This is a genomic window from Streptomyces odontomachicola (assembly GCF_039605595.1).
GTDB lineage: Bacteria > Actinomycetota > Actinomycetes > Streptomycetales > Streptomycetaceae > Streptomyces.
This window is the reverse complement of record NZ_JBCFOK010000005.1, coordinates 29461-56318: the sequence shown is the minus strand read 5'-3', so window position 1 is coordinate 56318 and position 26858 is coordinate 29461. Positions and strand designations below refer to the sequence as shown.

Here is a 26858-nt window from a genome sequence, read left to right as displayed (position 1 = left end):
GCCGTGCTCCTTCACCGGTTGACCGAACCGTCGTCCCGGCCCCGCAGGACCGTGCTCCGAGCCTCGAGCCGGGCCTCCGCGACAGCCCCGCTCCCGACTCCCTCCACCCCAGCGTAAACGGCCGGAGACGCCCCGCGGTTCCCTCGGGACCCGGACCGCACCCCCAGATGTCCCCTAGGGGACGCCGCCGGAAAACCGGCGGAAAACCGCCCTCCAGAGGGATTACCCCACGAGAAATCCCCGAGGGCTCAGCCCTCGGGGACTCTCACTCACCAGCCCGGCAGCCTCACGCCGGCACGACGTTCACCAGCTTCGGCGCCCGCACGATCACCTTGCGGATGCCCGCGTCGCCCAGCGCGGCGACCACCGCGGGGTCGGCCAGCGCCTGCTGCTCCAGGTCGGCGTCGGCGATCGAGGGCGAGACCTCCAGCCGGGCCTTGACCTTGCCCTTCACCTGGACCACGCAGGTCACGGTCTCGTCCACCACGTACGCCGGGTCGGCGTGCGGGAAGTCCTCGTGCACCACCGTCTCGGTGTGGCCCAGCCTGCGCCACAGCTCCTCGGCGACGTGCGGGGCCAGCGGCGCGATCATCAGCAGCAGCGGCTCGACCACCGAGCGCGGCACCTCGCGCAGCTTGGTGATGTGGTTGTTCAGCTCCGTCATCTTGGCGATGGCGGTGTTGAAGCGCAGCGCGGCCATGTCCTGCCGCACCCCGTCGATGGCCTTGTGCAGGGCGCGCAGCGTGTCCTCGTCCGGCGCCGCGTCCACCACGGACACCTCGCCGGTCGACTCGTCCACCACGTTCCGCCACAGGCGCTGCAGCAGCCGGTACTGGCCGACCACGGCGCGGGTGTCCCACGGCCGCGAGACGTCCAGGGGGCCCATCGCCATCTCGTACAGGCGCAGCGTATCCGCGCCGTACTCCTCGCAGATCTCGTCCGGAGTCACGGCGTTCTTCAGGGACTTGCCCATCTTGCCCAGGACGCGGGAGACCTTCTCGCCCTCGTAGTAGAAGGCGCCGTCGCGCTCCTCCACCTCGGCGGCGGGGACGGCGATGCCGCGCGCGTCGCGGTAGACGTACGCCTGGATCATGCCCTGGTTGTACAGCTTGTGGAACGGCTCGCAGGACGAGATGTGGCCCAGGTCGAACAGGATCTTCGACCAGAAGCGCGCGTACAGCAGGTGCAGCACCGCGTGCTCGGCGCCGCCCACGTACAGGTCCACGCCGCCGCAGCGCTGGCCGTCCCGCGGGCCCATCCAGTACTGCTCGACCTCGGGGTCGACCAGCTGCTGGTCGTTGTGCGGGTCCAGGTAGCGCAGCTCGTACCAGCACGAACCCGCCCAGTTCGGCATGGTGTTGGTCTCCCGGCGGAAGCGCCGGGTGCCCTTGCCGTCGCCCAGGTCCAGATCGACGTACACCCAGTCCTCGTTGCGCGACAGCGGCGTCTCCGGCTCGGTGTCGGCGTCATCCGGGTCGAAGGTGCGCGGCGAGTAGTTCTCGACCTCGGGCAGCTCCAGCGGCAGCATCGACTCGGGCAGCGCGTGCGCGACGCCCTCCTCGTCGTAGACGATCGGGAAGGGCTCGCCCCAGTACCGCTGGCGGCTGAACAGCCAGTCGCGCAGCCGGTAGTTGACCGTGCCGGCGCCGATGCCGTGCTCCTCCAGCCACTGCGAGGCGCGCTCCTTGGCGGCCGCCACGTCCAGGCCGTCCAGCGCCAGGCCGCCGTGCGCGGAGCTCGTGGAGTTGACGATCTTCGCGTCGTACGAGACGAAGGCGTCGTCCCAGGTCGTGGTGTCCAGGCCGCGGTCGTCGCTCGGCTCGACCACGCAGCGCATCGGCAGCTCGAAGGCGCGCGCGAAGGCGAAGTCGCGGTGGTCGTGCGCCGGGACGGCCATGATCGCGCCGGTGCCGTAGCCCATCAGCACGTAGTCGGCGATGAAGACCGGCACGGCCTCGCCGCTGACCGGGTTGGTCGCGTACGCGCCGGTGAAGACGCCGGTCTTGTCCTTGGCCTCGGCCTGCCGCTCGACGTCCGACTTGGCGGCGGCCTGCGCGCGGTACGCGGCGACGGCCTCGCCCGGCGTGCCGTGCCCCCCGGTCCACACGTCGTGCGTGCCCTCCGGCCACTGCTCCGGCACCATCGCGTCGACCAGCGGGTGCTCGGGCGCCAGCACCATGTACGTCGCGCCGAACAGGGTGTCCTGGCGGGTGGTGAAGACCTCGATCGCGCGCTGCTTGCCGCTCTCGTCCGCCCCGTCGACGGGGAAGTCGATGCGGGCGCCCTCGCTGCGGCCGATCCAGTTCCGCTGCTGCAGCTTGATGGCCTCGGGCCAGTCCAGCGCGTCCAGGTCCTCCAGCAGCCGGTCGGCGTACGCGGTGATGCGCATGTTCCACTGGCGCAGCTTGGCCTTGAAGACCGGGAAGTTGCCGCGCTCGGAGCGGCCCTCGGCGGTGACCTCCTCGTTCGCCAGCACGGTGCCCAGCCCGGGGCACCAGTTGACCGGCGCGTCCGAGGCGTACGCCAGGCGGTAGTGGCCCAGCAGCTCGGCGCGCTCCAGCTCGGTCATCCCCGCCCACGGGCCCCAGCCCTCGGGGGTCTCCCGCTCACCGGAGGCGAACTGCGCGATCAGCTCGTCGATCGGGCGCGCGCGCTTCGCCTCGGCGTCGTACCAGGAGTTGAAGATCTGGACGAAGATCCACTGGGTCCACTTGTAGTAGTCCGGGTCGATCGTCGCGAAGCTGCGGCGCTGGTCGTGGCCCAGGCCCAGGCGGCGCAGCTGGGCCTTCATCCCGGCGATGTTGGCGTTCGTGGTCTCCCGCGGGTGCGCGCCGGTCTGCACCGCGTACTGCTCGGCGGGCAGCCCGAAGGCGTCGAAGCCCAGGGTGTGCAGAACGTTGTACCCGGTCATCCGCTGGAAGCGGGCGTACGCGTCGGTGGCGATGTACCCCAGCGGGTGGCCCACGTGCAGGCCGGCGCCGGAGGGGTACGGGAACATGTCCATGATGAACTGCTTGGGCCGGTCGACCTGTTCGGCGTCGCCCGCCAGGTCGCCGGTGCCGGGGTTCGGCGCCTCGAAGGTGCCGTGCTTGTCCCAGAAGTCCTGCCAGCGCGCCTCGATGTCGGCGGCCAGGGCCGCCGTGTAGCGATGGGGTGCCGCGCTCTCGGCGGCGGTCGTCGTCTGGCTCATGTCCTCAAAGCTCCATCGGTCGTCTCTGCCGGGCGGGAAATGAAAAATCCCCTCGCACAGGAGGGGACGCCGCGCCGATTCCCGGCTCCGGGGATGGTCTCTTCGGGAGCCGGGGACTGATCAGCGCGGCCCGCTAAGCAGAAGGCGTACGGCACGCATGGGGCCAGAGTACCGCAGGGGCGAAAGCCGCCCGCACGGAGTCCACGGAACGGACACGATCAGCGCCTGCGTGATCGGCGCCGCATGATCGACGACGCTGCATGATCAACGAAAAAGAGCGGGCCTCCCCTCGAGGGAGACCCGCTCTTTCACTGTGGAGCTAAGGAGAATCGAACTCCTGACCTCTTGCATGCCATGCAAGCGCTCTACCAACTGAGCTATAGCCCCGGGATCTGGTCCGCCGGGGTTTTCCCCGCAGCGGCTTCGCCAACATTACACGGCCACCACCCGCTTTCGCCAAATCCGTTCTACGGGCGCCTTCCCGCCGCCCGGTACTGTCGGCCCTCCGTGCCCGTCACCTCAGCCCCGGGAGCCGCATCCGTGAGCACGCTGCCGCAGGCCGCGGGACGCAGGACGGCGACCGCCGTGCGGACCGCGGTCACCGCGTACGCCCTGCGCCGCCCCGTGCTGCTGTCCTCACTGGCGTGCCTGCTCTCCTTCGCCGCCTTCTGGGCGGCGCAGCGCGCGGCCCAGGTCTCGATGATCGACCTGCTGGTGTACCGGGCCGAGGGCTGGGCGGTGCGCGACGGCCAGGACCTCTACGCGATGCGCGCCACCCACGCCCAGCTCCCGACCACGTACCCGCCCTTCGCGGCCCTCCTCTTCCTGCCGCTCACGCTGCTCGGCGAACCGGCGCTGCGCACCCTGGCCACGGCCGGCAACCTCGCGCTGCTCGTCGCCCTGGTGCACTTCGCGCTGCGACTGACCGGCCGCCCGCTGCGACTGCCGCGCCCCGCGGCCACGCTGCTGCTCTCCGCGCTCGCCGTGTGGTGCGAGCCGGTGTGGACGACGCTGCGGTACGGGCAGGTCAACCTGCTCCTCGCGGTGCTGGTGCTGTGGGACCTCTCGCGCCGCGCCGGACACCGCTGGGCGGGCGCCGGGATCGGGATCGCCGCCGGCATCAAGCTGACGCCCGCGCTCTTCGCGGTCTTCCTCGCGCTGTACGGGACCGTGCTCGGCGCACGGCGGATGCGGTACGGCGACGGCGCACGGGGAGCAGACGCGCCGGGGCCCGGCATCAAGGCGCTGTGGAACGCGCCGCTGCGCCAATCCGCCGTCGCCGCGCTGGCGTTCCTCGGCACCGTGCTGGTCTCCGCGGTGCTGCTGCCCGGCGATTCGCGGCGTTTCTGGACGGACGCGGTGTTCCGCTCCGACCGGGTCGGCCACACCGTGATCACCGACAACCAGGCGCTGAGCGGCGTGCTCGCCCGGCTGCTGCACGTCCAACACCCGGGTGCCGCATGGGTCTTGGCCGCCGCCCTGGTGCTGGTTGCGGGGCTGGGCGCCGCGGTCGCCGCCGCGCTCGCCGGGCACCGCGGCATGCCGCACGCCCGCGCCTGGTCGGCGCTGGCCTGCGCGGTCACGGCGCTGCTGGTGAGCCCCATCTCCTGGTCGCACCACTGGGTTTGGTGCGTTCCGCTCCTGCTGCTGCTGGGGGCCGAGGCTCTGCGCCGCGGCAGCGCGCCGTGGTGGGCCGGCACCGCCGTGGCGGGGGTGCTCTTCTGCTCGTACGCGCTGTGGTGGGTGCCGCACCGGCCGGGCGTCGAGCTGCCGCCCGAACTGCACCAGAACGCGGGGCAGATGGCGCTTTCGGCGGTCTACCCGCTGCTGGGCGCGGGCTTCCTGCTGCTGACGGCGGTGGTGTCGGTACGCGCGCTGCGGGGCGGCACGGCGGAGGGGCCGCCACACCGGGGGAACGCGCCGTCACCAGCGCGCGGGGCTCAGGCCGTCACGAACGAATAGAACCGCTTGAGGGTGCAGTGCTCGTCCAACAGCCGCCCGTAGATGGGCTCCCCGTCCAGCTCACGGTAGGTCTCGATGGGGTCGCCCTTTATGATCAGCGCGAGCGCGCAGTCGGCGCACCAGTACTGATACGCGGGGTTGGGCGGCTCCATGTCGCGGACGATGGGCGTGCCGCTGCCGCACCAGTCGCATTTCCGGCTGTGTGCACCCATCAGTCATCAGCTCCAGCTGTGGCCGCACGCCGTGCACACGTAGGAAATACCTCCATTGTCACCGAGCACCTGAGCGACGTTCGAGGACCCGCAAGCCGGGCACTGGAGGGCGGAGACTCCCTGGGGCTGCGGGGTCGTGCGCGGGCAGGCCGCTCGCTCGTCCTCCGCGAGGACACTCGCTGACATCGCACACGTCCCTCCCCTCGGGCCCCCTTCCAGCCGTCACGATTCTGCCACGTTAGCCGCCTTCCCAGGAGCCCCGGTCAACGATCTCGACGGAGGAGGGCGGCCGTGGCACCAGGAGCGTACCGGCGCGGGCCCGGGCGGCGCGCGAAAGCGAACTGCCGCGTACGAACGCCCTGTTGGCACAGCAAAAATCCCGCCCCCAACGGGGACGGGATCACCACACGGAGTGGACTGTGGAGCTAAGGAGAATCGAACTCCTGACCTCTTGCATGCCATGCAAGCGCTCTACCAACTGAGCTATAGCCCCGCGCTCCCGGCGCTCTCGCGCCGTGAACGAGTAGAACTTTACCCGGGGACCTGCCCGGATGGGAAATCCGGCTCCCGGCCCGGGCGCTCAGGTGTCGTCGCCGAGCACCGGCTCGGGGAGGGTGCCGGCGTTGTGCTCGGTCAGCCGCCAGCCGCGCGCCCCCTCGCCCAGCACCGACCAGCAGCAGTTGGAGAGCCCGCCGAGGGACTCCCAGCTTCCCGCCGGCAGGCCCAGCAGGCGGCCGATGGTGGTGCGGATGGTGCCGCCGTGGCTGACCACGACCAGGGTGCCGCCGTCCGGCAGCTTGTCAGCGCTGCGCTCCACGAGCGGGGCCGCGCGGTCGGCGACCTCGGTCTCCAGCTCGCCGCCGCCGCGCCGGACGGGCTCGCCGCGCTTCCACGCCGCGTACTGCTCCCCGTACCGCTCGACGATCTCCTCGTGGGTCAGGCCCTGCCACGCGCCGGCGTAGGTCTCGCGGAGCGCGTCGTCGTGGGTGACCTCCAGGCCGGTGAGGGCGGCGAGTTCGGCGGCCGTCCTGGCGGCGCGGCGCAGGTCGGAGGCGACGATGGCGTCCGGCCTGAGCGCGGCCAGCAGCCGCGCGGCGCGCTTGGCCTGGCGCACGCCGGTGTCGGTCAGCTCGATGTCGGTGGTGCCCTGGAAGCGGCGCTCCAGATTCCACGCGGTCTGGCCGTGCCGCCACAGCACGATCCTGCGGTCGCGGTGCGCGAGGGCGCCGTGCGCCGGGCCGCCCTGCGCCGAGGCGGTGCTCACCTGGCGCCTCCGGTCTCCTCCTCGGTGGCCTCGCCGTTCTCGGCCGCGTACTCGGCGGCGCGGCCGCGGGTGGCCTTGGCGTCCTCGGGGAGGTCCAGCTCGGGGCAGTCCTTCCACAGCCGCTCCAGGGCGTAGAAGACGCGCTCCTCGCTGTGCTGGACGTGCACCACGATGTCGACGTAGTCGAGCAGCACCCAGCGGCCGTCGCGCTCGCCCTCGCGGCGCACCGGCTTCGCGCCCTTCTCCTTCAGCAGGCGCTCCTCGATCTCGTCGACGACGGCCTTGACCTGGCGGTCGTTGGGAGCGGAGGCGAGCAGGAAGGCGTCGGTGATGGCGAGCACGTCGCCGACGTCGTAGGCGACGATGTCGTGCGCGAGCTTGTCGGCCGCCGCCTGGGCGGCGGTGTTGATCAGCTCGAGGGAACGGTCCGTGGCGGTCACAGGCAAGGCTTTCGGGTCAGGAACGGGTCGGACGGTGCGCGTGGCGGCGCGCGGGGTGCCGCGTGGGCATCAGCCTCAAGGGTCTCACGGCCGCAGGCGGGCGCCCCGGTGCGCGGGACACGCCCGCGCACCGGACGGGGCGCGCCGGACGGGTGCTCAGCCGCGGTAGTCGCGGCCGAGCACCACGCCCACATCGGCGTTGGCCTGCGGCTTTCCCTGGCGTACCGCGGACCCCGGCAGGCCCAGGGTCTTGGCGACCTCGGCGGCCTTGGCCTTCTGCGCCGCTGTGCCGTAGGTCACGCGGGAGCCGCCTGAGGCCGATCCCGAGCCGCCGTCGACGACCGTGTAGCCGCCGTTGGTGAGCGCGGCCGAGGCGGCGTTCTCCTTGCCCTTGGAGCCGGTGGCGTCGGTGAGCGCGACGCGCGGGGTGCCGCCGCCCGAGTCCTTGACCGTGCCGCCGAGCACCTGCTTGACCAGGTTCTGCCCCGATCCGTGCACGAGCTTGCCGTTGGCCTGCACGGGGAGCAGCTCGGTGCTGTACTCGCCGCTCTTGGCGCGCTCGGCCAACTTGGCCAGCGAGGCGCCCAGTTGGGACTCCGACAGCGAGGGGTCGGGGATCTGGCCGAGCGACTGCACGGTCCTGGTGGCGCTCTTGGGATCGCTGGAGATCTTGCGCAGCGTGGCCTGCATGACCTGCCCGAAGCGCTGGAGCTGGCGGTCGGCGCGCTCGCCGGTCGCGCGGTACGTGGCGTACGCGACGGCGTCCTTGCCGTCGAGCTCCTGGCCCTTGCCGCGCTCCACCTGCGCCGGATCGCCCTTCTTCTCGCCGGGGACCGCGGCGTCGGTGTCGACGGTGATGCCGCCGACCAGCTCGACGAGGTTCTCCAGGAAGGGGGTGTCCAGGCGCCAGGTGCCCTTGATGTCGGCGCCGAGCAGGCTGCCCAGGGACTCCCTGGTGGGCGCGGCGCCGCCGCTCACCACGGACTTGCCGAGGGTGGTGGCCGTGCCGTCCTCGGAGCTGACCGCGAGGGTGTTGGGCAACAGCACGGTGTTGCCCTTGCCCGTCGAGGCGTTGTCCACGAGCAGCGCGGTGGAGCTGGACTTGCTGCCGGTGGGGCGCAGATGCACGGCGATCACGTCGCGCTGCTGCCCCTGCGGCGCGGTGCTGCCGCCCTTGGTGTCGACGCCGGGGAGCGAGCCGGTGTACCAGAGGTACCCCCCGCCGCCCGCCACGGCGAGGGCCAGCACGACCACGAGCGCGGTGACGCGGTTGCGGCCGCGGCGCTTGGCCTCCTCGCGGCGCTCGGTGCGGCTCTCGGTGAACTTCAGCCAGTCGATGACGTCTTCGGACTCTTCGGCCGGCTCCTCGACGAAGGCGAACTGCTCGGTGCGGTACTCCTCCTGGCCGTCCCGCTGCGCGCCGGCCTGCCCCGCGCCCTGCGCGCCGTCACCCGTCGCCGGAACGCCCTCGCCCTGCCGCTGGCCGGGGAACGGGGGCTGCTCCCGGGTCTGTTGGGCCTGCTGCGCGTGCTGGGCCTGCACGTTCGGAGCCTGGGCGTTCGGAGCCTGGGCGTTCGGAGCCTGGGCGTTCGGAGCCTGGGCGTTCGGAGCCTGCGCGTGCTGCTGCTCCTGCTGGGGCGCGTACGCCTGCTGCTGTCCGTACGCGGTCTCCTGCGGGCCCTGCTGCTCCCCGTACCCGGCCTGCTGCGGGTCGTACGCGTAAGGCTGCTGCTCATAGCCGTACTGCCCGCCGTAGCCCTGCTGTTGCGGGATCCAGTCCTGCTGCTGGGTCTGCTGCGGCTGCTGGACCTGCTGGAAGGGGGCCTGCTGCTGGGCGGCGTAACCGGCGTACGGGTCGGCCGCGTCGGGGTCGTACGGGGCGGACCCGTAGGGGTCGTAGGAGGTCCCGTAGGGGTCCTGGCCCTGAGGGGTGCCCTGGGGGCGGTAGCCGGGATAGCCGTGCTCCGGCTCCTGGCGGTAGATGGGGCGGCCGTACTCGTCGTAGCCGAGGATCTCCGGCTGCGGCGGCGGCTGGTGCCCGTACGGGTCGTGTCCGTAGCCCTGGTTCACGCGTGCGGGCCCTCCTCCCGATACAGCGCCCGCTTGTTGATGTAGCGCACGACGCCGTCCGGAACGAGATACCAGACCGGGTCGTCCCGCTCCACCCGCTCCCGGCAGTCCGTGGAGGAGATGGCGAGCGCCGGGACCTCCACCAGGGACACACCGCCGTCCGGGAGCCCGGGGTCGGCGAGCGCGTGCCCCGGGCGGGTGACCCCGATGAAGTGCGCGAGGGAGAACAGCTCCTCGGCGTCGCGCCAGCCGAGGATCTGGGCGAGCGCGTCGGCGCCGGTTATGAAGAAGAGGTCGGTGTCCGGGTTGGCGGCGCGCAGGTCCCGCAGGGTGTCGATGGTGTACGTCTTGCCGCCGCGGTCGATGTCGATGCGGCTCACCGAGAACTGCGGGTTGGAGGCGGTCGCGATGACCGTCATCAGATAGCGGTCCTCGGCGGGCGACACCCGCTTGTGGCTCTTCTGCCACGGCTGCCCGGTCGGCACGAACACCACCTCGTCGAGGTGGAACCGCGCCGCCACCTCGCTCGCGGCGACCAGGTGGCCGTGGTGGATCGGATCGAAGGTCCCGCCCATCACTCCGAGCCGCCGCTTGCCGCTGCCGGGCACTATGTCCTCTCCCATGCGAGCCGACCCTAACCGCTGCGCCGCGCGGCCGTGCCCGCGGCTCAGCGGTCCCGGTTGAACCGGGTGGTGATCCAGAGCAGCAGGAGCAGGCCGACGAACGCGCCGCCGCCGGTGAGCAGCGGGTTGATGTGCCCTTCCTCGGCGGCGAGCGTCGTCAGGGCGTGCGCGGAGCTGGCAAGAGTCATGGCGGCAGGACCTCTCCCGTGTGTCGTCGGTGTTCGTCACCGTGTGCGGTGTCGCCGTGCCGGAGCACGCGTGTGCAGGCAATCGTAAGCGGCGGGCCTCCGGCGTCTCACGCCGACTCAGCAGCCGCGCGCGCAAGCGCGTCCCGAGCCGCGCGCGATGCGCATCCCGCCACGCCCCTTACGGGTACCCGCAAGGGGCGCGCGTCCCACCCGTCCTCACTCCCCGCGCAGCGACCTCTCCAGGCGCCGCTGGAGCTCCCCGGTGTCCATGCCGGCCTCCTCCGCGAGCCCCTGGGCCGTCACCTCCTGGATGTCCCGGGTGACGGCCGCGTAGTACGGGGTCGCCGGGCGTGCCCTGGCGTGCTCCATCGACCAGCACAGCGCCTCGTGGTACTGCGCGGCCAACGAGGGCTCCTGGGGCGGCCGTTCGGGCAGCGACCAGGAGCCCGAGCCCGCGTCGCAGCCGCCCGCGCCGACCGCGTCGCGGTGGGCGGGGACGAAGCCCTTCGCGTACAGCCGTCCCGCCATGTCCTTGCTGGTGAGCCTGCGGATCACTTCGCGGGCGAGCGCGCCGTTCGGGGTGCCGGCGGCGACCGCCAGGTTCTGGCCGCCGAGCACAGCGGGGCCGCCGGTCTCCGGGCCCGTGCCGTCGCCGTCCGGATCGCCCGCGGGCAGCGCGGTGACCCCGTACGCGGTGCCGTCCCGCACCTTCTTCAGGTGCTCCTCCAGCGGGAAGCGGGCGAACGGCCAGTTGCGCATGGTCAGGGCCTCGCCCGCAAGGAAGCGCTCCACCGAGGCGGTCTCGTCGGAGACCAGCGAGCCGCCGTCGAACATCGGCAGCCTGCCGGGCGGCGCGGTGAACCCTGCCCGCAGCTCGCCGAGCCCCTGCCTGGCCCTGCTCTCGCCGGCCCGCACGCGTCCGGCGGCGTCCACCAGATCGCCGCCGTCGCGCCAGACCGCCTCGTGCGCGTTCACCGTCAGCCCCTCGTACGTCATGAGCTGGGTGATCATTCCGGCGCTCAGCCCGTGTCCTGGGCGCTGACCGTGCACGACGCGGGTGAGGCCCTGCCAGGTGCGCAGCGCCGGGTCGGCGTCCAGCAGGTCGGCGCGGTAGAAGAGCAGGCCCACATCGGTGTTCCACGGGACGCCCCAGCTCCTGCCGTCGTGCCGCACGGTCTCGCGCACCGCCGGCCACACATCCGCGTACTGCTTCGCGCGCTGGACGTCGAGGTCGCCGGTCAGCGGCTCGATCAGGCCCAGCTCGGCGAACTCGGCGGTCCATGTCACGTCCAGCACGACCAGGTCGTACCCGGCGCGGTCGCCGCCCTGGAGCGCGGCGACGAGCTGGCCGCGCTGCCGGTCGGTGTCGTCCGGCAGCTCCACGATCTCCACCTGGCGGGCCCCGGCGTCCCGCGCCGCCTCGCGGATCAGCTCCTGGCGCACCCCGCTGGCGGTGAGGTCCTGGCCCACCGCGACCCGGAAGGGGCGCTCCTGAGCGCTCTCGGGGGCGCCCGCGCGTCCCGGGCCGCAGGCCGCCGCGAGGCAGGACAGCAGGAGCGCGGCCAGGGCGGCCAGCAGGGCGGGGAGGGAGTGCGCCGGCCTCGGCCGCAGCCGGGGACGAGCGGGCCTCCGCGCCCCCGACGTGCTCTCCGGTACGCGCTCCGGTGCACCCCTCATCCGGGCCGCCTCCCCTCCGTCAGGGCCGCGACCTCGCGGGAGAGTGTCGCCTCCAGGTCTCCGGTGAGGGAGGCGCAGACCCCGGTCGATCCGCCGGCCAGCGCGCCGGTGTCCCGGCCCGCCGCGCACCCGTAGGGGCGCAGCGAGGCGACGATCAACGGCACGCCGCCGCGGCCCAGTTGGCCGCCGAGCGCGCGCAGCTTCCCGGTCTGCGGCGGCTGCCCCTTGCGGTAGTCGCCGTCGGTGACCACCAGCACGGCGTCCTGCTCGCCGGCCCCGCCCTCGGGCAGTCCCGCGGTCTCGGCCTTCAGCACCCCGTAGAGGTCGGCCTCCCGGTCGCCGGACGGCAGCAGGTCGTTCTCGGTGAGCACTCCGGACACCCCGCCCTTGCCTGTCGCCGCGCGCCAGCCGTTCGTACGATCCTGGCGCGCGGCCGGGTCGCCGGCGCCGGGGAAGGTGATCAGTCGGTACCTGTCGGCGTCGGCGAGCCTGCTGAGGGCGGTCTCGACGGCGCGGTCGGCCGCCTTGAACCTGCCGCGCTCGCGCAGCGAGCCCGAGCGGTCGAAGAGCACGGTCAGCCGCAGCGTCGGATGCGCGCTGCGGAACAGCGCGAGCCGGTCCTCCACCTCGCGGTCGGAGAGCGGGAAGGAGTGCGCGGCGGCGGGCCTGTAGCCGGTCTCGTCCAGCAGCCGCGCGCCGTCGCGGCCGCGTGACCAGCGCAGGAGCGCGTCGACGGCCGCGCCGCGCGCGTCCCTGTCGTCGCCGGGCCAGCGCACCTTGACCAGCGGGTAGTCCAGTACGGGGCCGCCGCCGAGTACGTACCGATGCAGCGGCACCCCGGTGGCACCGGCGCCGCCGCTCCCCTGGCCCCCGGCTCCCGACTGCCCGGTGTCCGCCCCCTGCGCGCCCCCGCCGTCGGGCAGGCAGTACCCGTACGGGTCGGCCTCGTAGCGGCGCGCCTGCCGCTCGGTGACCAGCGCGCCCTCGGCGTCGCCCCGCACGACCCCGCACAGCGCGCGGTCGCTGCCGGCCGTGGACCGTCCCTGGCTGATCAGCCCGTTCTCCAGCCGCCCGATCTCGGCGTCGGACAACTGGCCGCTGCCCGCGTCGAACGCGCCGGTGCCGCGGCTCGCGTACATCCCCAGCGCGTGCGCGAGCCCTGCGCCCGAGACCATCGGATTCGGCCGCAGCAGGCGCGGGAGCCGCCCGGCGGCCTGCCCCTGCTTGCCGGACGTCGCCCGGCCGCCGGACCTCCCCTGGCCGCCCTTCGCCGCCGCCTGCTTCGCCTGCTGCTGTTTCTGCTGTCTCTGCTGGTCCTGCCGCTTCTGCAACTGCTCGAAGCGGGCCCGCAGGGTGCGCCAGTCGGTCCGGCCCACCTGTCCGTACGCGCTCGGCAGGCCCAGTTCGCCGCGCGCCTTCTCGGTGAGGACGAGCACCGGGCGGTCGCTCATGAGGGACTGCGGCGCGGTCAGGAAGTCCTCGTTGCGCACGCCCTCGGGCGGCACCATCTCGCCCCGTACGCGCGCGACTTCGGCGCTCGTCTGCGCGACCCACAGATCGGGCTGCGGGCCCACTTCGGCGAGCGAGGACCCGGTGGCCCAGCTCCCCGCCGAGGCGAAGGCCGTGGAGAGGCCGTCGAGGCTGGCGCCGTACACCGTGAACCCGGCGGTCCTGCAGCTCTCCCCGCCGGCCTCGTGGTGGTTCTCCGGCGCGCGCTCGAAGGCGCGGACCAGCGTGCTGACCCCGGAGACCTCCTCGGGCGCGGTCGCCAGGCGCAGTTCCAGCGGCGGCGGGCAGCGCCCCGGGCCCCCGCCGCCGAAGAGGGCCACCACACCGGCGGTCCCGCCGCCGACCAGCGCGGCGGCCAGCGCGCAGACGACGACCAGCCTGCGGCGGCGGGCGCGGCGGACGTCGGTGCCGGGGCTGGTGCCGGGTCCGCGAACGGGCTCATCAGGGGGCCGTCTCCCCTGGCCCGGCGCACGGCCGCCCTGGCGCCGCCACCATCCGCGTACCCCTCCCCCGGCGCGCAGCGGGCGTGATCTCCGGCGCTCCGCCAGGCCGCGGAGCGCGCGCGGGAACCCGGACGCCGCACCGGCGAACGGCCACCGGGGGCCGCGCCCCTGAGGAGTCCCCCGAGAAGTCCCCTGAGAGCTGCCCTGAGCGCTCCCCTGAGAAGACGGGACCTGCTCCTCGGGGTCCGGTCCGGGGCGCGCGCCCGGAGCGGAGGCGGGCGGCAGCACCGTGTCGCCCGCCTCCTGCATCGCGTACTGCACCGGCTGCCACGGCAGATAGGGCGGGGGCGGCTGGTTGGCCTTGTCGCGGGCGAGCCTGTTCATCCGGATGCCCAGCGCGATCAGCGTGCGCGGCTCCTCGCGCAGCGCCCTGACCAGGTTCGCGGTGAACGGCGTCATCGGATCGGACTCCGCGCCGGGCGAGATGAGCATCCCCCGGTACGAGGAGGTGAGCAGCCCGAAGGAGCGCTCCATCGGGAGCTGCACGTCCACCGCGTCCCCGGAGAAGCAGCAGTCCAGCACGATCACCGTGCGCTCGGCCCGCACCTCGCCCAGCATTCCCACCAGTTCGGAGAAGGACGGCGCGGTGTGCGGCATCGCCTCGGCGCGGCTCTCGCGCAGCACCAGGTACAGCCGGTCGCCGCGATCAGGGTCGTGCGGCGCGGGATCCAGGTAGCCGTGCCCGAAGTAGTAGAAGAACAGCAGGTCGGGCGGGGTGCTCAAGTCCCGCAGACGCTCCCGGATCTGCTCCGCCGAGGCCGGGTTGATCAACGGGACGCAGCGGACGTGCCAGTCGCCGCCGCCCGAACGCAGCGCGGCGGCCAGGCCGTTGACGTTGCCGCGCGCCTTGCCCCCGGCGAACGAGGGGAAGTGCCGCTCGTCCTCGAAGACGTCGACCCCGGCCAGCACGCACACCGCGGTGCGGCGCCGTCCCCCGGTGTCCGCCACGGCTCACTCCTCGAGGCGGTCCAGGAGCCCTTGGACGATGAGCAGTTCGAGCCGCGCGACCTCCTCGGGGGGCATCCCCTCGGCGCGCAGCTCGACCGTCGTGCCGCCCGCCGTGACCGTGACGCGCTGGCTCTGGTCGGGCTGGGCGCGGAAGTGCGCCACGACGGCCCGCACCAGGTGCTGCACCGCCAGCATGGCGGCGTCGGGCGCCACATGGTCCACGGCGAAGTTCAGCAGCAGGTCGCTCACCGGGCCCTGGGTGCCGGGGGCGCCGGGGCGCGGCTCCACCCGCGGCTCCTCCCACGTGCCGTCGCTGCGCAGGGCGAACCGCGCGAGCCTGCGCCGCAGCACCTCGGTGGCCGCCGCCACCTCGCCAGGCCGATCCCCCGAGTCCACCGCGATCCGGACGTACTCGCCCACGCTGCCCCACCCCCCGCAATCGCCGCATTCGGCATGCGCGCTGTCGGTCAGAATACGGAGAGCGGGGGTCAACCACACCCCCGGTGGCGGGAGTTGCCCGAAGCTGTTACAGCGCCGCTCGCTCCCTCCCACTGTCGGCGGCTGCGTCTAGGCTGGGTCACCAGCCGACCGAGAACGGCCCGCGCGGGCCGACGAGGCATCGAGGGGGATCACAGCCATGACCGATGAGAACCACGGGACGGGCGGCGCCGGGGAGGGCGAGCGACTGCCGGGCCGCGAGAGGCGGCGCTTCCCCGGCATCTCCTCGCGCACGTATGAGCACCCCGCCGACCGCTCGGCGCTGGTGGCGCTGCGCAAACTGAGCGGCTTCGACACCGTGTTCAAGGCGCTGAGCGCGATGCTGCCCGAGCGGAGCCTGCGGCTGCTGTTCCTCTCCGACTCCGTGCGCGTCTCGGACCGGCAGTTCCCGCACCTGGACGCCATGCTGCAGGACGCCTGCCGGATCCTGGACCTGGAGAAGGTCCCGCCGATGTACGTCAATCAGGACCCGCAGCCCAACGCCATGTGCATCGGCCTCGACGAGCCGATCATCGTCGTGTCCACGGGCCTGGTGGAGCTGCTCGACGAGGAGGAGATGCGCGCAGTCGTCGGGCACGAGGTCGGCCACGCGCTCTCGGGCCACTCGGTGTATCGCACGATCCTGCTGTTCCTCACCAACCTCGCGCTCAAGGTCGCGTGGATCCCGCTGGGCAATGTGGCGATCATGGCGATCGTGACCGCGCTGCGCGAGTGGTTCCGCAAGTCCGAGCTGTCGGCCGACCGCGCGGGACTGCTGGTGGGCCAGGACCTCAAGGCGTCCATGCGCGGCCTGATGAAGCTCGCGGGCGGCAACCACCTGCACCAGATGAACGTGGACGCCTTCCTGGAGCAGGCCGAGGAGTACGAGCAGGGCGGCGACCTCCGCGACTCCGTCCTCAAGATCATGAACGTGCTCCCGCGCACCCACCCCTTCACCACGGTGCGCGCCGCCGAGCTGAAGAAGTGGGCGGAGAGCCGCGACTTCCAGCGGATCATGGACGGGCACTACGAGAAGCGCGAGGACGACCGGAACACCTCGGTCCGCGACTCCTTCCAGCAGTCGGCCGACCACTATTCGGAGTCCTACCGCACGAGCAAGGACCCCCTGATGGGGCTCGTGCGGGACATAGCGGGCGGCGCCGGCGACCTCGGCGGCAGGCTGCGGGACACCTTCACGGGGCGCGGCGCCCAGGGCCAGAGCGGCCAGGGCCAGGGCGGCAAGGCCGGTCCTGGCCAGGACCCCGGCGCTAGTGGTGGGACGAGTGAGCCCGGTGGGCCGGCTGGTCCGACTGGGCCGGATGGGCCGGACTCGGCTGGGAGCTAGCCGCCAGCACGCCGCACATCGACTGGGTGGACCGGCCCCTCGCGAAGGGGTCGGTCCCCGCCTGCTGGTCGTCCTTGGCGCGCTGCCCCGACAGCAGCGGCGCCATCGCCCCCGAGGCATCCGCCGAGCAGGGCATGGGCCCGGCCCGCATGGCGACCTGCTGCACGCTGACCTGCTGCTCGCGCAGGTCGGAGCGGTCGAAGCGGAAGTGCACCTCGCGCCGCACGGTGAAGAGCGAGGAGTTCTCCTTCGCCTTCTCGCTGTTGCCCGCGTCGGCGCGCTTCACCGCGTAGACGAAGACGTGGTCGGCGACGACCTCCAGCGCGTCCGCGCCCGACTCGCGCACCGAGAGCGTGCCGCTGACCCGTACCCGCGGGTCGGCGAGCGCCACCTTGGCGGGGTCGAAGCGGATCATCCAGCCGGTCGCCGCGTGCCGCCCGTCGCCGCGCGGGTGCTCCAGGCTCTGGTCGAACTGCCCGTGCTGCGCCGGGTCGAGCATCACCCGCAGCCCGCGCTCGCCGTTGCCGGTCAGCACGTCCGGATTGAGCGAGGACTCGGTCACGTACTCCTTGGCGCTGGTGAGCGCGGCCAGCACCTGGCTCTCCGAGAAGTGCGGAGTGCGCCGCACCGGCGGCAGCGTCACACCGGCCGCGCCGGTGCGGAACTGCGCGGCGGGGCTGTGCTCATAGAGGTCGGCGGGCTTGGCGCCCGGCACCGGCTCGCGGGGCGCGAGGGGCAGCAGGGTGAGCCGCATCGGCTCGGTGGGCGGCTCGGCCGGCGACTGGTAGGGGTTGCGGATGCCCATGTAGATCGCGGTGCCGAAGGCGAGAACTATCAGCAGGACCAGCACGATTCCCTGCTTCGATGCCCCGATACCCGTTTTGTCCGGCTCCGGCTCGGGCGGGCGGCTGCGCACCGCGGCATGCGCCTCGTCCTCCAGGCGCTCCCGTGCCGAGAACTCCTGGAGCCGCGCAGCCTCGATGAACGACTCGTCAAAGACGACGGAACGGTACTCGTCCCGGAATTCGTCATCGCCTCCCGGGACCCCGTCGCTCGCGCCCTCGGGAGGATCTCCTCGCCCGGCCATAGGAACAGGGTAGGTCGACCGGCGCGATCGTAAACGCCCCGGTACCCCACAACTTCCGTTCTACGCCCCCAACCCGGCGTACTCCCCGGCCAGCGGGGTGCGGCGGAAGCGGTCAGCGGGGTGCGGCCGAGGCCGCCGGCGGAGCCGTCTCCGCGGAGGCCGAGGCGGCGGGCCGCGCGGTCTGCCCCGCGCCCACGCCGGTCGTCGCGGGCGGCGGCGCGGGCTCCTCGCGCTGCCCTCCGGCGCCGCGCACCGCGCTGAGCGCCAGCGCGACCATGCCTATCCCCATGACCACGGCCAGCACCCAGGCCACAGGGCGCTGCCAGCGCGCGTGGCCTCGGTAGGGGCGGAGCGAGCCGCCGTGCGGGTAGGGGCGGCCGCCGCGGTAGGCGCCGCGCGCACCGCCGTAGCCGTAGTCGCTGCCGTGCTCGAAGGCGGGGTCGACGCCATAGCCGTACCCATAGCCCGGGGAGTACGGATCGGGGTCGGGGCCGTCGAAGTCGGGGCCATACCCGTCGGGATAGCCGGAGCGGTCATAGCGGCGCTCGTCGTCGTCATCGCCGAATCCGTCGTAGTCGCCGAATTCGTCGAGGCCCTCGTCGTCGCCGAACTCCCCGTCGGCGCCCGGCTGTCCGCGGTGGCCCTCGTCCCGCGCATCGCGCCGCCGGGCCGCCTCGCGCTCGGCGCGCGACTGCGCGGCGGCCAGCATGCGCTCGGTCGCGGTCGGTTCGTGCACCGCGGCAGCGCGCACGAAGTCCTCGTCGAACACCACGGCCGCGAACTCCTCGTCCGCGTCACCGTGGTGGCGGTTGTCGGGCTCCTCGCCGCCCTCGAACGGCTGGCCCCCCACGTCGTCCGGCACGCGCTCCAGCGTAGACCCGCACGGTCGATTTGGGCAGGGCCCGCCGGAATCCGACGGGCCCGATCGGGGGGCCGGCCCGCACGGGTACCGGCCCCACCCGGCTCACTCGCGGATGTGGCCCTCGCCGGTCACCACGTACTTGGTCGAGGTGAGCTCGGGCAGCCCCATCGGGCCGCGCGCGTGCAGCTTCTGCGTGGAGATGCCGATCTCGGCGCCGAAGCCGAACTGGCTGCCGTCGGTGAAGCGGGTCGAGGCGTTCACCGCCACCGTCGTCGCGTCCACCAGCGCCGTGAAGCGCTTCGCCGCCGCGGTGTCCCGGGTGATCACGGCCTCGGTGTGTCCGGAGCTCCAGCGCCTGATGTGCCGCACGGCCTCGTCCAGCGAGGGGACGACGGCGGCCGCGATGTCGTACGAGAGGTACTCGGCGCCCCAGTCCTCGTCGGTCGCCGGGACCACCTCGGTGCCCGCGGCGGCGCCGGCCGCCTGCCACGCCGCGTCGCCGTGCACCTTCACGCCGGCCTTGGACAGCGCCTCCAGGGCGCGCGGCAGGAAGGCGTCCGCGATGCCCTCGTGGACCAGCACCGTCTCCGCCGCGTTGCACACGCTGGGGCGCTGGGCCTTCGCGTTGACCAGGATGTCGGCGGCCATGTCCAGGTCGGCCGCCTCGTCCACGTACACATGGCAGTTGCCCACGCCGGTCTCGATCACCGGGACCGTGGACTCCTCCACCACCGTGCGGATCAGCGAGGCGCCGCCGCGCGGGATCAGCACGTCCACCAGGCCGCGCGCCCGCATCAGCTCGCGCACGCTGTCCCGGCTCTCGCCCGGCACGAGCTGCACCGCGTCGGCCGGGAGGCCCGCGCCCTCGACGGCGTCGCGCAGGACGTCCACCAGCGCGGTGTTCGAGGAGTACGCGGAGGAGGAGCCGCGCAGGAGGACCGCGTTGCCGGACTTGAGGCAGAGCGCGGCGGCGTCGACGGTCACATTGGGCCTGGCCTCGTAGATGATGCCGATGACGCCGAGCGGGACGCGGACCTGGCGCAGTTCGAGCCCGTTGGGCAGGGTGCTGCCGCGCACCACCTCGCCGACCGGGTCGGGCAGCGCGGCCACGTCCCGTACGTCGGCGGCGATCCCGGCGATCCGGTCCGGGGTCAGCGTCAGCCGGTCCACGATCGACTCGGGAGTGCCCGCCGCCCGCGCCCGCGCGACGTCCTGCGCGTTCGCCGCGACGATCTCCTCGGTACGGGCGACGAGCGCGTCGGCGACGGCGAGCAGGGCACCGTCCCGCGCCGTGCGCGGCAGCGGCGCGAGGTCCGCTGCCGCCTCCTTCGCGCGGCGTGCGGTCGCGGTGACGGCGGTGTCCGTGTCCTGGGAATGCTGGGCGGCGGTCATGCCGCGCAGCATAGCCGCAGCCCCGGCGCCCCCGGCGGGCCGTCCACGGTCCGGAACCTCAACGGTCCGGAACCTCGGAGGAAGCCCCGCTGCCTCAGAAGGGGTGCACGCCCACCGGTGTGGCCGGCGGCGGCCCGTAGCCCTCGGCGATCCTCTGGTGGTAGGTCTCCCTGCCGATCACCTCGAGGCCGACGATCTCCCAGGGCGGGAGCTGCGCCGTGGAGCGGTGCTCGCCCCACAGCCGCAGCGCGACCGCGGCGGCGTCGTGCAGGTCACGGGCCTCCTCCCAGTACCTGATCTCGGCGTGGTCGGTGGCGTACCTGCTGGTGAGGAGGAAGGGGTGGTCGTGCGCGAGCTGTTCGAGCCCGCGCCTGATCTCGGGCAGCGGCGCCGCGGGTCCGGAAACGCTGAGCGTGACGTGCCACAGCCGCGGTCTTCCCGCCGTGGGATGCCCTTCCGTCTCCTCTCTCTCCTCCGGAGACGCAGAGGACCCCATGTCGACGCTGGCCAGTCGCCTCACCGGTGGCCTCCTGTTGTGCTGCTCAAGTCGTGCGGTGCCATCGCGCCGTGCGCGCTCCCCGGGGCCGCTCGGCGGAACGGGCCCCGCAACAAAGTTGACCAGCCGAGCGACGATCGCGTGGCGGTTTTCCGGAAGGTGTGCGGGTTGACTCCGCAGTTTGTCCGAAGCCTCCCGGCTGTGCGGTCGCACACCCGCCGGTGCCCCGCACACCCGCTCATCCCCGCACGCGCCCGTGCGCGCGCCGAGCCCCACACGCGCGCGACCCCGTGAGCGGGCCGGACCCGAGGCGGGCCCCGAGCCCGGCGACGACCCCGTACGCGGACCCCGTGATCGAGCCCCGCACGCGGACCTCAGTCCAGCAGCACCAGATCGTCCCGGTGCACGACCTCGCGCTCGTACGCGGGCCCGAGCTCGCGGGCCAGGTCGCGGGTGGAGCGGCCCAGGAGCTGGGGGATCTCCTTCGCGTCGAAGCTGACAAGACCGCGCGCGACCGCGGTGCCCCGCTCGTCCCGCAGCTCGACCGGGTCGCCCGCGGTGAACTCGCCCTCCACCCGCGCGATCCCGGCGGGCAGCAGCGACTTCCGGCCCTCGGTCACGGCCCGGACCGCGCCCTCGTCCAGGACCAGCGCGCCGCGCGGCGTGGAGGCGTGCGCCAGCCACAGCAGCCGCCCCGCCGTACGCCGTCCCGTGCTCTTGAAGAGGGTGCCGGTGTCGCGCCCGGCCAGCGCGTCGGCCGCGTGTATCGCGGAGGTCAGCACCACGGGGACCCCGGCGGCCGCCGCGATCCTGGCGGCCTCCACCTTGGTCACCATGCCGCCGGTGCCCACCCCTGCGCTGCCCACGCTGCCGATCTCCACGCCCGCGAGGTCCTCGGGCCCCGCGACCTCCTCGATGCGGGAGGTGCCCGGAGTGCTCGGGTTGCCGTCGTACAGGCCGTCCACGTCGGACAGCAGCACGAGCAGGTCGGCCCGTACGAGGTGGGCGACGAGGGCGGCGAGCCTGTCGTTGTCGCCGAAGCGGATCTCGTCGGTGGCGACGGTGTCGTTCTCGTTCACCACCGGCACGGCGCCCATGCTCAGGAGCTGCTCCAGCGTCCGGTACGCGTTCCTGTAGTGCGCGCGCCGGCTGGTGTCGTCCGTGGTGAGCAGCACCTGGCCGACCCGGCGGCCGTACCGCGCGAAGGACGCGGTGTAGCGGGCGACCAGCAGGCCCTGGCCCACGCTCGCCGCCGCCTGCTGGCCCGCGAGGTCGCGCGGGCGCCTCTCCAGGCCGAGCGGCGCGAGCCCGGCGGCGATGGCGCCGGAGGAGACCAGCACGATCTCCTTGTCGGCCTGCTCGCCGTGCTTGGCCAGCACGTCGACGAGGGCGTCCACGCGGTCGGCGTCCAGGCCGCCGGCCGCCGTGGTCAGCGAGGACGAGCCGACCTTGACCACGATCCGGCGCGCTTCCAGCACCTCCCGCCGGCCGAGGCGGTGTTCCGATTCGCCCGGTACTGATTCGCCCGGTACCGATTCGCCCGCTGTCCGCGCCACGACGTTGTGTCTCCCGCCACTCGCTTTTCGTCCCGGTCACCTGTCGGGTGCCGGAATTCCGACGGCAGCAATCTACGCCAAGGCCGCGGATTCCCGGCCATCAGTTCTGCGGTGAAGGCGTCCGGAGAACACCGGGGAAAATTCCGTTTGACGCGGTTATGCAGTGAGGCGTACCTCGGAAGATTGTCACTTGGCCCGCGGCCGTCATACGGTCAGTGGTCGACCACGGCCCTCCCCCCTAGACCAGGCCGTCCCCGTCCATTCCGCTTCGACCTCCTTCCAGGAGCCCAGCTCGTGCCCTCTGCCGGACGACTCTCCTCCCGCCGCGCTGTTCAGCTGGCCGCGCTGCTCACCCTCGTGGTGTGTTTCACCGCACAGCTCGTGGGCGCACTGCTGCCGAACGTTCCGACGTTCATCGCGGCCTCTTCAGCGGGCCTCGCGCTCGACATTTATCTGACCCACAAACAGCCCCGCCTGCTGGCCCTGCTGGGCAAGGTCCGCTTCGACGTGACCGCGCGACAGCTCCTGCGGGACATGCTGATCGTGATCGGTCTGGTCAGGCTGCCCGACGTGCCGCCGGACTTCGAGCGCCCGCTGACCCTCCTGCTGCTGGCCGCGCTCGCCGCGCACTTCCTGTGCCAGGCCGTGGCCCAGCTCGTGCGCCGCCGCCGCACGCTGCCGATCCTCACGCGCAACATCGACGCCTCGCCGCTGCACCTGAGCCCCGCGCCGCCGCGGCTGCTCTCCCGCCAGCCGAGCCGCCGCCTGCTGCGCTTCTCGCTCCCCGGCACCGCCGGGCTGATGCTCACCGCGGGCCTGGGCAACGAGGTGTGGGGCCTGACCGGCGTCGGCCTCAGCCTGCTGCTGTCCTTCGGCAGCGCCGTGTACCTCGGCGGCTGGCTGCTCCCCAGGAAGCGCATCGCCGACGAGCGCCGCGCGCTGGAGTGGCTGGAGCAGTGGCTCGCCGACTACCGGCCGACGACCGGCATGTACTTCTCGGGCGGTACGACCTCGGCGTACCAGGCCAATATGTGGCTCTCCACCCTCGACAAGCTCGACGGGAACCCGATCATCGTGCTCCGCGAGCGGTTCATGGTGCAGAAGATCGACGCGACCGACATCCCCATCGTGTGCATTCCGAAGGTCTCGCACCTGATGGCGCTGGAGCACTCCACGCTCCAGGTGCTGCTGCACCCCGCGAACTCGGGCAAGACCTCGCAGGTGCTGCGGATCCCCACCATCAAGCACGCGTTCATCAACCACGGCGAGAGCGACAAGCTCTCCTCGTGCAACCCGTACGCCAAGGCGTACGACGAGATCTGGGTCGCGGGGCCCGCCGCGCGCGAGCGCTACCAGCTCGCCGACATCGGCGTGGACGACCGCGACGTGGTCGAGGTCGGCAGGCCCCAGCTCGCGCCCATCGAGCCCTACGCGGGCCCGCCGAAGGGCGAGTTCACCACGGTCCTCTACGCCCCCACCTGGGAGGGCTGGACCAACGACCCGGGCAACACCTCGATCATCCTGGCCGGCGAGAACATCGTGCGGGCCCTCCTCGCCGACCCCTCGGTGCGGCTGCTCTACAAGCCGCACCCGATGACGGGGTCCGTTGACCCCCGGGCCAAGGAGGCCAACCGCGCCATTCAGGCCATGATCCGCGAGGCCAACGCGGAGCGCGCCGCGCAGCCCGGCGCCCAGCGCCCCGGGCCCGAGGCCGCGGCCGAACTGGAGCGCTGCACCGAGGCGTTGAACCAGCTCACCACGACCGCGTTCCGCAAGGGCGCCGACGAGGTCGAGCGGATGCTGCTCCAGGGCACCCCCGAGGGCGGCCGCACGGAGCGCGTCGAGGAGGCCACCGCCGCGTGGCAGCGCGCCTACTGGGCGTCCTTCCCGGAGTGGGAGCACCAGATCATCACGAAGCCGCGCCCGGCGATCTACGCCTGCTTCAACGAGGCCGACCTGCTCATCTCCGACGTCTCCTCGGTGGTCTCGGACTACCTGAGCAGCGAGAAGCCGTACGCGGTGGCCAACACCAGCGGGCTGAGCGAGGACGCCTTCCGCGAGGGCTTCCCGACCGTGCGCGCGGCCACCATCCTCTCGCCGGAGGCCACCGAGGTCCCGGCGCTGCTGGACTCGGTGCGCAACCCGGAGCGCGACACCCTCGCCGGCGAGCGCGCCGAGCTGAAGGTGCACCTGCTGGGCCCCTCGGACCCGCCGTCGCTGAGCCGCTTCAACGCGGCGTCCGTCGAGCTGCGCGCCGAGACCGACCGGCGCAACGCGCGGGTCGCCCGGCGCGCGGAGGAGCGCAACGAGACGGCTCCCGAGCTGGGCAAGGACGCCCAGGTCGCCTCGGAGTCCGCCGACGCGGCCGAGTTCGACGAGTCCGGCGAGCCGCTGACCGCGACGGGCGGCGGCCAGGAGCTCTGACCCTCCCCGCACCCGGCACACGAGTGGCCCCGGAAGTCCAGGACTTCCGGGGCCACTTGCTTGCCCTTACGGGGCTTGCCCTGACAGGGAACGCCCTTACGGGTTCCCGCGCGGGATTCCGTACGGGACCCCGCGCCGGATCCCGTACGGGGCCACGCTCACTCGAAGGGGTCGAACGCCTCGTACTCGCCCGCCGCCTCGTCGTCGCGCTCCGCCTGCCGGTCGCGGCGGCGCTGCGCGGCGGGGCGCGGCGCGTCCATGCGGTGGTCCTCGCCACGGCGCCCGAGCATCTCGGCGCCGGCCGCCATGGTCGGCTCCCAGTCGAAGACCACGGCATTGTCCTCGGGCCCGATGGCCACGCCGTCGCCCTCCCGCGCACCGGCCTTGAGCAGCTCGTCCTCCACGCCGAGGCGGTTGAGCCTGTCGGCGAGATAGCCCACGGCCTCCTCGTTGTTGAAGTCGGTCTGCCGCACCCAGCGCTCCGGCTTCTCGCCGCGCACCCGGAAGAACTCCTCGCCCTCCTTGGTGACCGTGAAGCCGGTGTCGTCCACCGCCTTGGGACGGATCACCACGCGCTGCGCCTCCGGCGCCGGGTTCGCGGCCCGCGCCTCGTCCACGATCTTCGCCAGCGCGTACGACAGCTCCTTCAGGCCCTGGTGCGAGACAGCGGAGACCTCCAGCACGGGGAAGCCGCGCTGCTCCAGGTCGGGCCGGATGATGTCGGCCAGGTCCTTGCCGTCCGGGATGTCGGTCTTGTTGAGCACCACGAGCCGCGGCCTGTCCTCCAGCCCGTGCCCGTACTGCGCGAGCTCCCGCTCGATCACGTCGAGGTCGGAGACCGGGTCGCGGTCAGACTCCAGCGTGGCGCAGTCCAGCACGTGTACGAGGACCGAGCACCGCTCCACGTGGCGCAGGAACTCCAGGCCCAGGCCCTTGCCCTCGCTCGCGCCCGGGATCAGCCCCGGCACGTCGGCGATGGTGAACACGCTCGAACCCGCCGTCACCACGCCGAGGTTGGGCACCAGCGTCGTGAAGGGGTAGTCCGCGATCTTCGGCTTGGCCGCGGAGAGCGCCGAGATCAGCGAGGACTTGCCCGCGCTGGGGTAGCCGACCAGCGCCACGTCGGCGACGGTCTTGAGCTCCAGCACCACGTCCCGGGTCTCCCCCGGCTCGCCGAGCAGCGCGAAGCCGGGAGCCTTGCGCCGCGCGGAGGCCAGCGCCGCGTTGCCGAGCCCGCCGCGGCCGCCCTGTCCGGCGACGAAGGTGGTGCCCCGCCCGACCATGTCGGCCAGCACGTTGCCCTTGGTGTCCAGCACGACGGTGCCCTCGGGGACCGGCAGCACCAGGTCGGTGCCGGCGGCCCCGGCGCGCAGCCCGCCCTCGCCGGGGCGGCCGTTGGTGGCCTTGCGGTGCGGGCTGTGGTGGTAGTCCAGCAGCGTCGTCACGTCCGGGTCGACGGTGAGGACAACGTCGCCGCCGCGCCCGCCGTTGCCGCCGTCCGGGCCGCCCAGCGGCTTGAACTTCTCGCGGTGCACGGAGGCACAGCCGTGGCCTCCGTTACCCGCGGCGATATGCAGTTCGACGCGGTCCACGAAGGTGGTCATGAGGATGCCTCCCGGCGAGCTACGAAAGCTGTCTGTACTGCTGCGTCGGTATCTGTGCGACGCGGTTTCTGTGTCTTAACACGCCGAGGGCGGACCCGCTCTCCCGTGCGCCCGGGCCCCATCGGAGCCCGTGCGCGGGGAGAAGGCGCGGTCCGCCCTCGGAGAGATGCTGCCGAACCGGCGGCTGATTACTCAGCGACTGCCGGAACGATGTTGACGACCTTGCGGCCGCGGCGGGTGCCGAACTGCACCGAGCCCGCGTCCAGCGCGAACAGCGTGTCGTCGCCGCCGCGGCCCACGCCGTTGCCCGGGTGGAAGTGGGTGCCGCGCTGGCGGACCAGGATCTCACCGGCGTTCACGCGCTGACCGCCGAAGCGCTTCACACCGAGGTGCTGCGGGTTGGAATCGCGACCGTTCCGAGTGGACGATGCGCCCTTCTTGTGTGCCATGTCTCCTCAGTCCCTTACTTCTTGGCCGGGGCGGGGATGTCGGTGACCTTCAGCGCGGTGTGCAGCTGACGGTGACCGATCCGCTTCTTGTAACCGGTCTTGTTCTTGTACTTCTGGATCCGGATCTTGTCGCCCTTGTGGTGGTCCACCACCTCGGCCGAGACCTTGACGCCGGCCAGCACCCACGGGTCGCTGGTGACCGCGTCGCCATCGACCACGAGCAGGGTCGAGAGCTCGACGGTGTCGCCGACCTTGCTCTCCGAAAGACGGTCAACCTCAATGACGTCGCCGACAGCAACCTTCTGCTGGCGGCCGCCGGTGCGCACGATCGCGTACACGTACAGCTCTCTCTCTAACTCGCGACGGGAACCTCTGATGCCAGCCGCCCAGCGCGGAACAGGGTCCGCGGGCTTATCCGAATGGATCGAGCGGCCTCTCCCACGCGGGGCGGGAGGTAGTTGCTCAGAAGCGGGCATGTCACCGAAGCTTCGACGACACACCGAAGGGCAAGGTTACGGGGGCGCCGTATCCCTGGTCAAACGGCGCCCGCCCCGGGCGTACCCGGGGCGGGCCGGGCGCA

At 72.8% G+C, this 26858-nt stretch carries 22 protein-coding genes and 2 tRNA genes; 3 read left to right on the top strand and 21 right to left on the bottom strand.

The genetic code is table 11. The features are described 5' to 3' along the window. Positions 1 to 286: 286 nt before the first annotated feature. Both leuS and ABEE00_RS10305 read right to left on the bottom strand, forming a co-directional pair. Positions 287 to 3190, bottom strand: a complete 2904-nt coding sequence (gene leuS, locus ABEE00_RS10310; protein WP_345745034.1) for a leucine--tRNA ligase — start codon at positions 3188 to 3190, stop codon at positions 287 to 289. A 314-nt stretch (positions 3191 to 3504) separates the two neighbouring features. Next, positions 3505 to 3577 (bottom strand) — tRNA-Ala (locus ABEE00_RS10305). On the opposite strand from ABEE00_RS10305, the gene ABEE00_RS10300 reads away from it, so the two are divergent. Further along, positions 3545 to 5152 (top strand): glycosyltransferase 87 family protein, encoded by a 1608-nt coding sequence (locus ABEE00_RS10300; RefSeq protein ID WP_345745033.1) that lies wholly within the window; start codon positions 3545 to 3547, stop codon positions 5150 to 5152. The genes ABEE00_RS10305 and ABEE00_RS10300 overlap by 33 nt on opposite strands. Here ABEE00_RS10300 and ABEE00_RS10295 read toward each other — a convergent pair. The 11 genes from ABEE00_RS10295 to ABEE00_RS10245 all read right to left on the bottom strand — a co-directional run bounded on the left by ABEE00_RS10295 (position 5131) and on the right by ABEE00_RS10245 (position 15006). Next, a complete protein-coding gene (locus ABEE00_RS10295; RefSeq protein WP_345745032.1) occupies positions 5131 to 5364 on the bottom strand; it encodes a hypothetical protein in 234 nt (77 codons plus the stop codon). The genes ABEE00_RS10300 and ABEE00_RS10295 overlap by 22 nt on opposite strands. Positions 5365 to 5370: 6 nt before the next feature. After that, complete coding sequence (locus tag ABEE00_RS10290; protein WP_345745031.1) at positions 5371 to 5550, bottom strand: hypothetical protein; 180 nt, start codon at positions 5548 to 5550, stop codon at positions 5371 to 5373. 234 nt (positions 5551 to 5784) lie between these two features. Then, positions 5785 to 5857 (bottom strand) — tRNA-Ala (locus ABEE00_RS10285). An 87-nt stretch (positions 5858 to 5944) separates the two neighbouring features. Then, the gene (locus tag ABEE00_RS10280; RefSeq protein WP_345745030.1) at positions 5945 to 6628 is read right to left on the bottom strand and encodes a histidine phosphatase family protein; all 684 of its coding nucleotides are present in this window, start codon (positions 6626 to 6628) and stop codon (positions 5945 to 5947) included. Further along, a complete protein-coding gene (rsfS, locus tag ABEE00_RS10275) occupies positions 6625 to 7068 on the bottom strand; it encodes a ribosome silencing factor (RefSeq protein WP_345745029.1) in 444 nt (147 codons plus the stop codon). The genes ABEE00_RS10280 and rsfS overlap by 4 nt, the downstream gene beginning before the upstream one ends. Before the next feature lie 156 nt (positions 7069 to 7224). After that, positions 7225 to 9138, bottom strand: coding sequence for an LCP family protein (locus ABEE00_RS10270; protein WP_345745028.1), 1914 nt, complete (start codon positions 9136 to 9138; stop codon positions 7225 to 7227). Beyond that, positions 9135 to 9761, bottom strand: a complete 627-nt coding sequence (gene nadD / locus ABEE00_RS10265) for a nicotinate-nucleotide adenylyltransferase (RefSeq protein WP_345745027.1) — start codon at positions 9759 to 9761, stop codon at positions 9135 to 9137. The genes ABEE00_RS10270 and nadD overlap by 4 nt, the downstream gene beginning before the upstream one ends. Before the next feature lie 44 nt (positions 9762 to 9805). Continuing rightward, positions 9806 to 9949: a hypothetical protein gene (locus tag ABEE00_RS10260; RefSeq protein ID WP_345745026.1), complete on the bottom strand. Its 144-nt coding sequence runs from the start codon at positions 9947 to 9949 to the stop codon at positions 9806 to 9808. Positions 9950 to 10165: 216 nt separating this feature from the next. Then, positions 10166 to 11626: an extracellular solute-binding protein gene (locus ABEE00_RS10255; RefSeq protein ID WP_345745025.1), complete on the bottom strand. Its 1461-nt coding sequence runs from the start codon at positions 11624 to 11626 to the stop codon at positions 10166 to 10168. Continuing rightward, positions 11623 to 14586: a hypothetical protein gene (locus ABEE00_RS10250; RefSeq protein WP_345745024.1), complete on the bottom strand. Its 2964-nt coding sequence runs from the start codon at positions 14584 to 14586 to the stop codon at positions 11623 to 11625. The genes ABEE00_RS10255 and ABEE00_RS10250 overlap by 4 nt, the downstream gene beginning before the upstream one ends. Before the next feature lie 3 nt (positions 14587 to 14589). After that, on the bottom strand, positions 14590 to 15006 hold the full coding sequence (locus ABEE00_RS10245) for an effector-associated constant component EACC1 (protein WP_345745023.1): 417 nt from the start codon (positions 15004 to 15006) through the stop codon (positions 14590 to 14592). Between the two features lie 217 nt (positions 15007 to 15223). On the opposite strand from ABEE00_RS10245, the gene ABEE00_RS10240 reads away from it, so the two are divergent. Beyond that, on the top strand, positions 15224 to 16408 hold the full coding sequence (locus ABEE00_RS10240) for a M48 family metallopeptidase (protein ID WP_345745022.1): 1185 nt from the start codon (positions 15224 to 15226) through the stop codon (positions 16406 to 16408). Here ABEE00_RS10240 and ABEE00_RS10235 read toward each other — a convergent pair. The 5 genes from ABEE00_RS10235 to proB form a co-directional block, all read right to left on the bottom strand. Beyond that, the gene (locus ABEE00_RS10235; protein WP_345745021.1) at positions 16332 to 17495 is read right to left on the bottom strand and encodes an SCO2583 family membrane protein; all 1164 of its coding nucleotides are present in this window, start codon (positions 17493 to 17495) and stop codon (positions 16332 to 16334) included. The two genes, ABEE00_RS10240 and ABEE00_RS10235, sit on opposite strands and share 77 nt — an antisense overlap. 112 nt (positions 17496 to 17607) lie before the next feature. Continuing rightward, positions 17608 to 18357, bottom strand: coding sequence for an SCO2584 family spore wall biosynthesis protein (locus ABEE00_RS10230; RefSeq protein WP_345745020.1), 750 nt, complete (start codon positions 18355 to 18357; stop codon positions 17608 to 17610). A gap of 102 nt (positions 18358 to 18459) precedes the next feature. Next, positions 18460 to 19749: a glutamate-5-semialdehyde dehydrogenase gene (locus ABEE00_RS10225; protein ID WP_345745019.1), complete on the bottom strand. Its 1290-nt coding sequence runs from the start codon at positions 19747 to 19749 to the stop codon at positions 18460 to 18462. Positions 19750 to 19843: 94 nt separating this feature from the next. After that, positions 19844 to 20269 (bottom strand): hypothetical protein, encoded by a 426-nt coding sequence (locus tag ABEE00_RS10220; RefSeq protein ID WP_451918537.1) that lies wholly within the window; start codon positions 20267 to 20269, stop codon positions 19844 to 19846. Between the two features lie 350 nt (positions 20270 to 20619). Beyond that, the gene (proB, locus tag ABEE00_RS10215; protein ID WP_345745018.1) at positions 20620 to 21723 is read right to left on the bottom strand and encodes a glutamate 5-kinase; all 1104 of its coding nucleotides are present in this window, start codon (positions 21721 to 21723) and stop codon (positions 20620 to 20622) included. A 372-nt stretch (positions 21724 to 22095) separates the two neighbouring features. Between proB and ABEE00_RS10210 the strand changes: the two genes are divergently transcribed. Continuing rightward, positions 22096 to 24225, top strand: coding sequence for a hypothetical protein (locus tag ABEE00_RS10210; RefSeq protein WP_345745017.1), 2130 nt, complete (start codon positions 22096 to 22098; stop codon positions 24223 to 24225). 158 nt (positions 24226 to 24383) lie between these two features. On the opposite strand, the gene obgE is transcribed toward ABEE00_RS10210, so the two are convergent. From obgE to rplU, 3 genes are all read right to left on the bottom strand, one after another. Next, entirely contained in the window at positions 24384 to 25829 is a 1446-nt protein-coding gene (gene obgE, locus ABEE00_RS10205) for a GTPase ObgE (protein ID WP_345745016.1), read from the bottom strand. A 188-nt stretch (positions 25830 to 26017) separates the two neighbouring features. Next, a complete protein-coding gene (gene rpmA / locus ABEE00_RS10200; protein WP_345745015.1) occupies positions 26018 to 26278 on the bottom strand; it encodes a 50S ribosomal protein L27 in 261 nt (86 codons plus the stop codon). Positions 26279 to 26292: 14 nt separating this feature from the next. Then, complete coding sequence (gene rplU / locus ABEE00_RS10195) at positions 26293 to 26616, bottom strand: 50S ribosomal protein L21 (protein ID WP_345745014.1); 324 nt, start codon at positions 26614 to 26616, stop codon at positions 26293 to 26295. Positions 26617 to 26858 lie beyond the last annotated feature (242 nt).

Coding starts and splice junctions, on each gene's coding strand:
- leuS (WP_345745034.1), bottom strand. CDS start 3,190: ATGAGCCAGACGACGACCGCCGCCGAGAGCGCGGCACCCCATCGCTAC.
- ABEE00_RS10300 (WP_345745033.1), top strand. CDS start 3,545: ATGCAAGCGCTCTACCAACTGAGCTATAGCCCCGGGATCTGGTCCGCC.
- ABEE00_RS10295 (WP_345745032.1), bottom strand. CDS start 5,364: ATGGGTGCACACAGCCGGAAATGCGACTGGTGCGGCAGCGGCACGCCC.
- ABEE00_RS10290 (WP_345745031.1), bottom strand. CDS start 5,550: ATGTCAGCGAGTGTCCTCGCGGAGGACGAGCGAGCGGCCTGCCCGCGC.
- nadD (WP_345745027.1), bottom strand. CDS start 9,761: ATGGGAGAGGACATAGTGCCCGGCAGCGGCAAGCGGCGGCTCGGAGTG.
- ABEE00_RS10260 (WP_345745026.1), bottom strand. CDS start 9,949: ATGACTCTTGCCAGCTCCGCGCACGCCCTGACGACGCTCGCCGCCGAG.
- ABEE00_RS10255 (WP_345745025.1), bottom strand. CDS start 11,626: ATGAGGGGTGCACCGGAGCGCGTACCGGAGAGCACGTCGGGGGCGCGG.
- ABEE00_RS10240 (WP_345745022.1), top strand. CDS start 15,224: ATGACCGATGAGAACCACGGGACGGGCGGCGCCGGGGAGGGCGAGCGA.
- ABEE00_RS10235 (WP_345745021.1), bottom strand. CDS start 17,495: ATGGCCGGGCGAGGAGATCCTCCCGAGGGCGCGAGCGACGGGGTCCCG.
- ABEE00_RS10225 (WP_345745019.1), bottom strand. CDS start 19,749: ATGACCGCCGCCCAGCATTCCCAGGACACGGACACCGCCGTCACCGCG.
- obgE (WP_345745016.1), bottom strand. CDS start 25,829: ATGACCACCTTCGTGGACCGCGTCGAACTGCATATCGCCGCGGGTAAC.
- rpmA (WP_345745015.1), bottom strand. CDS start 26,278: ATGGCACACAAGAAGGGCGCATCGTCCACTCGGAACGGTCGCGATTCC.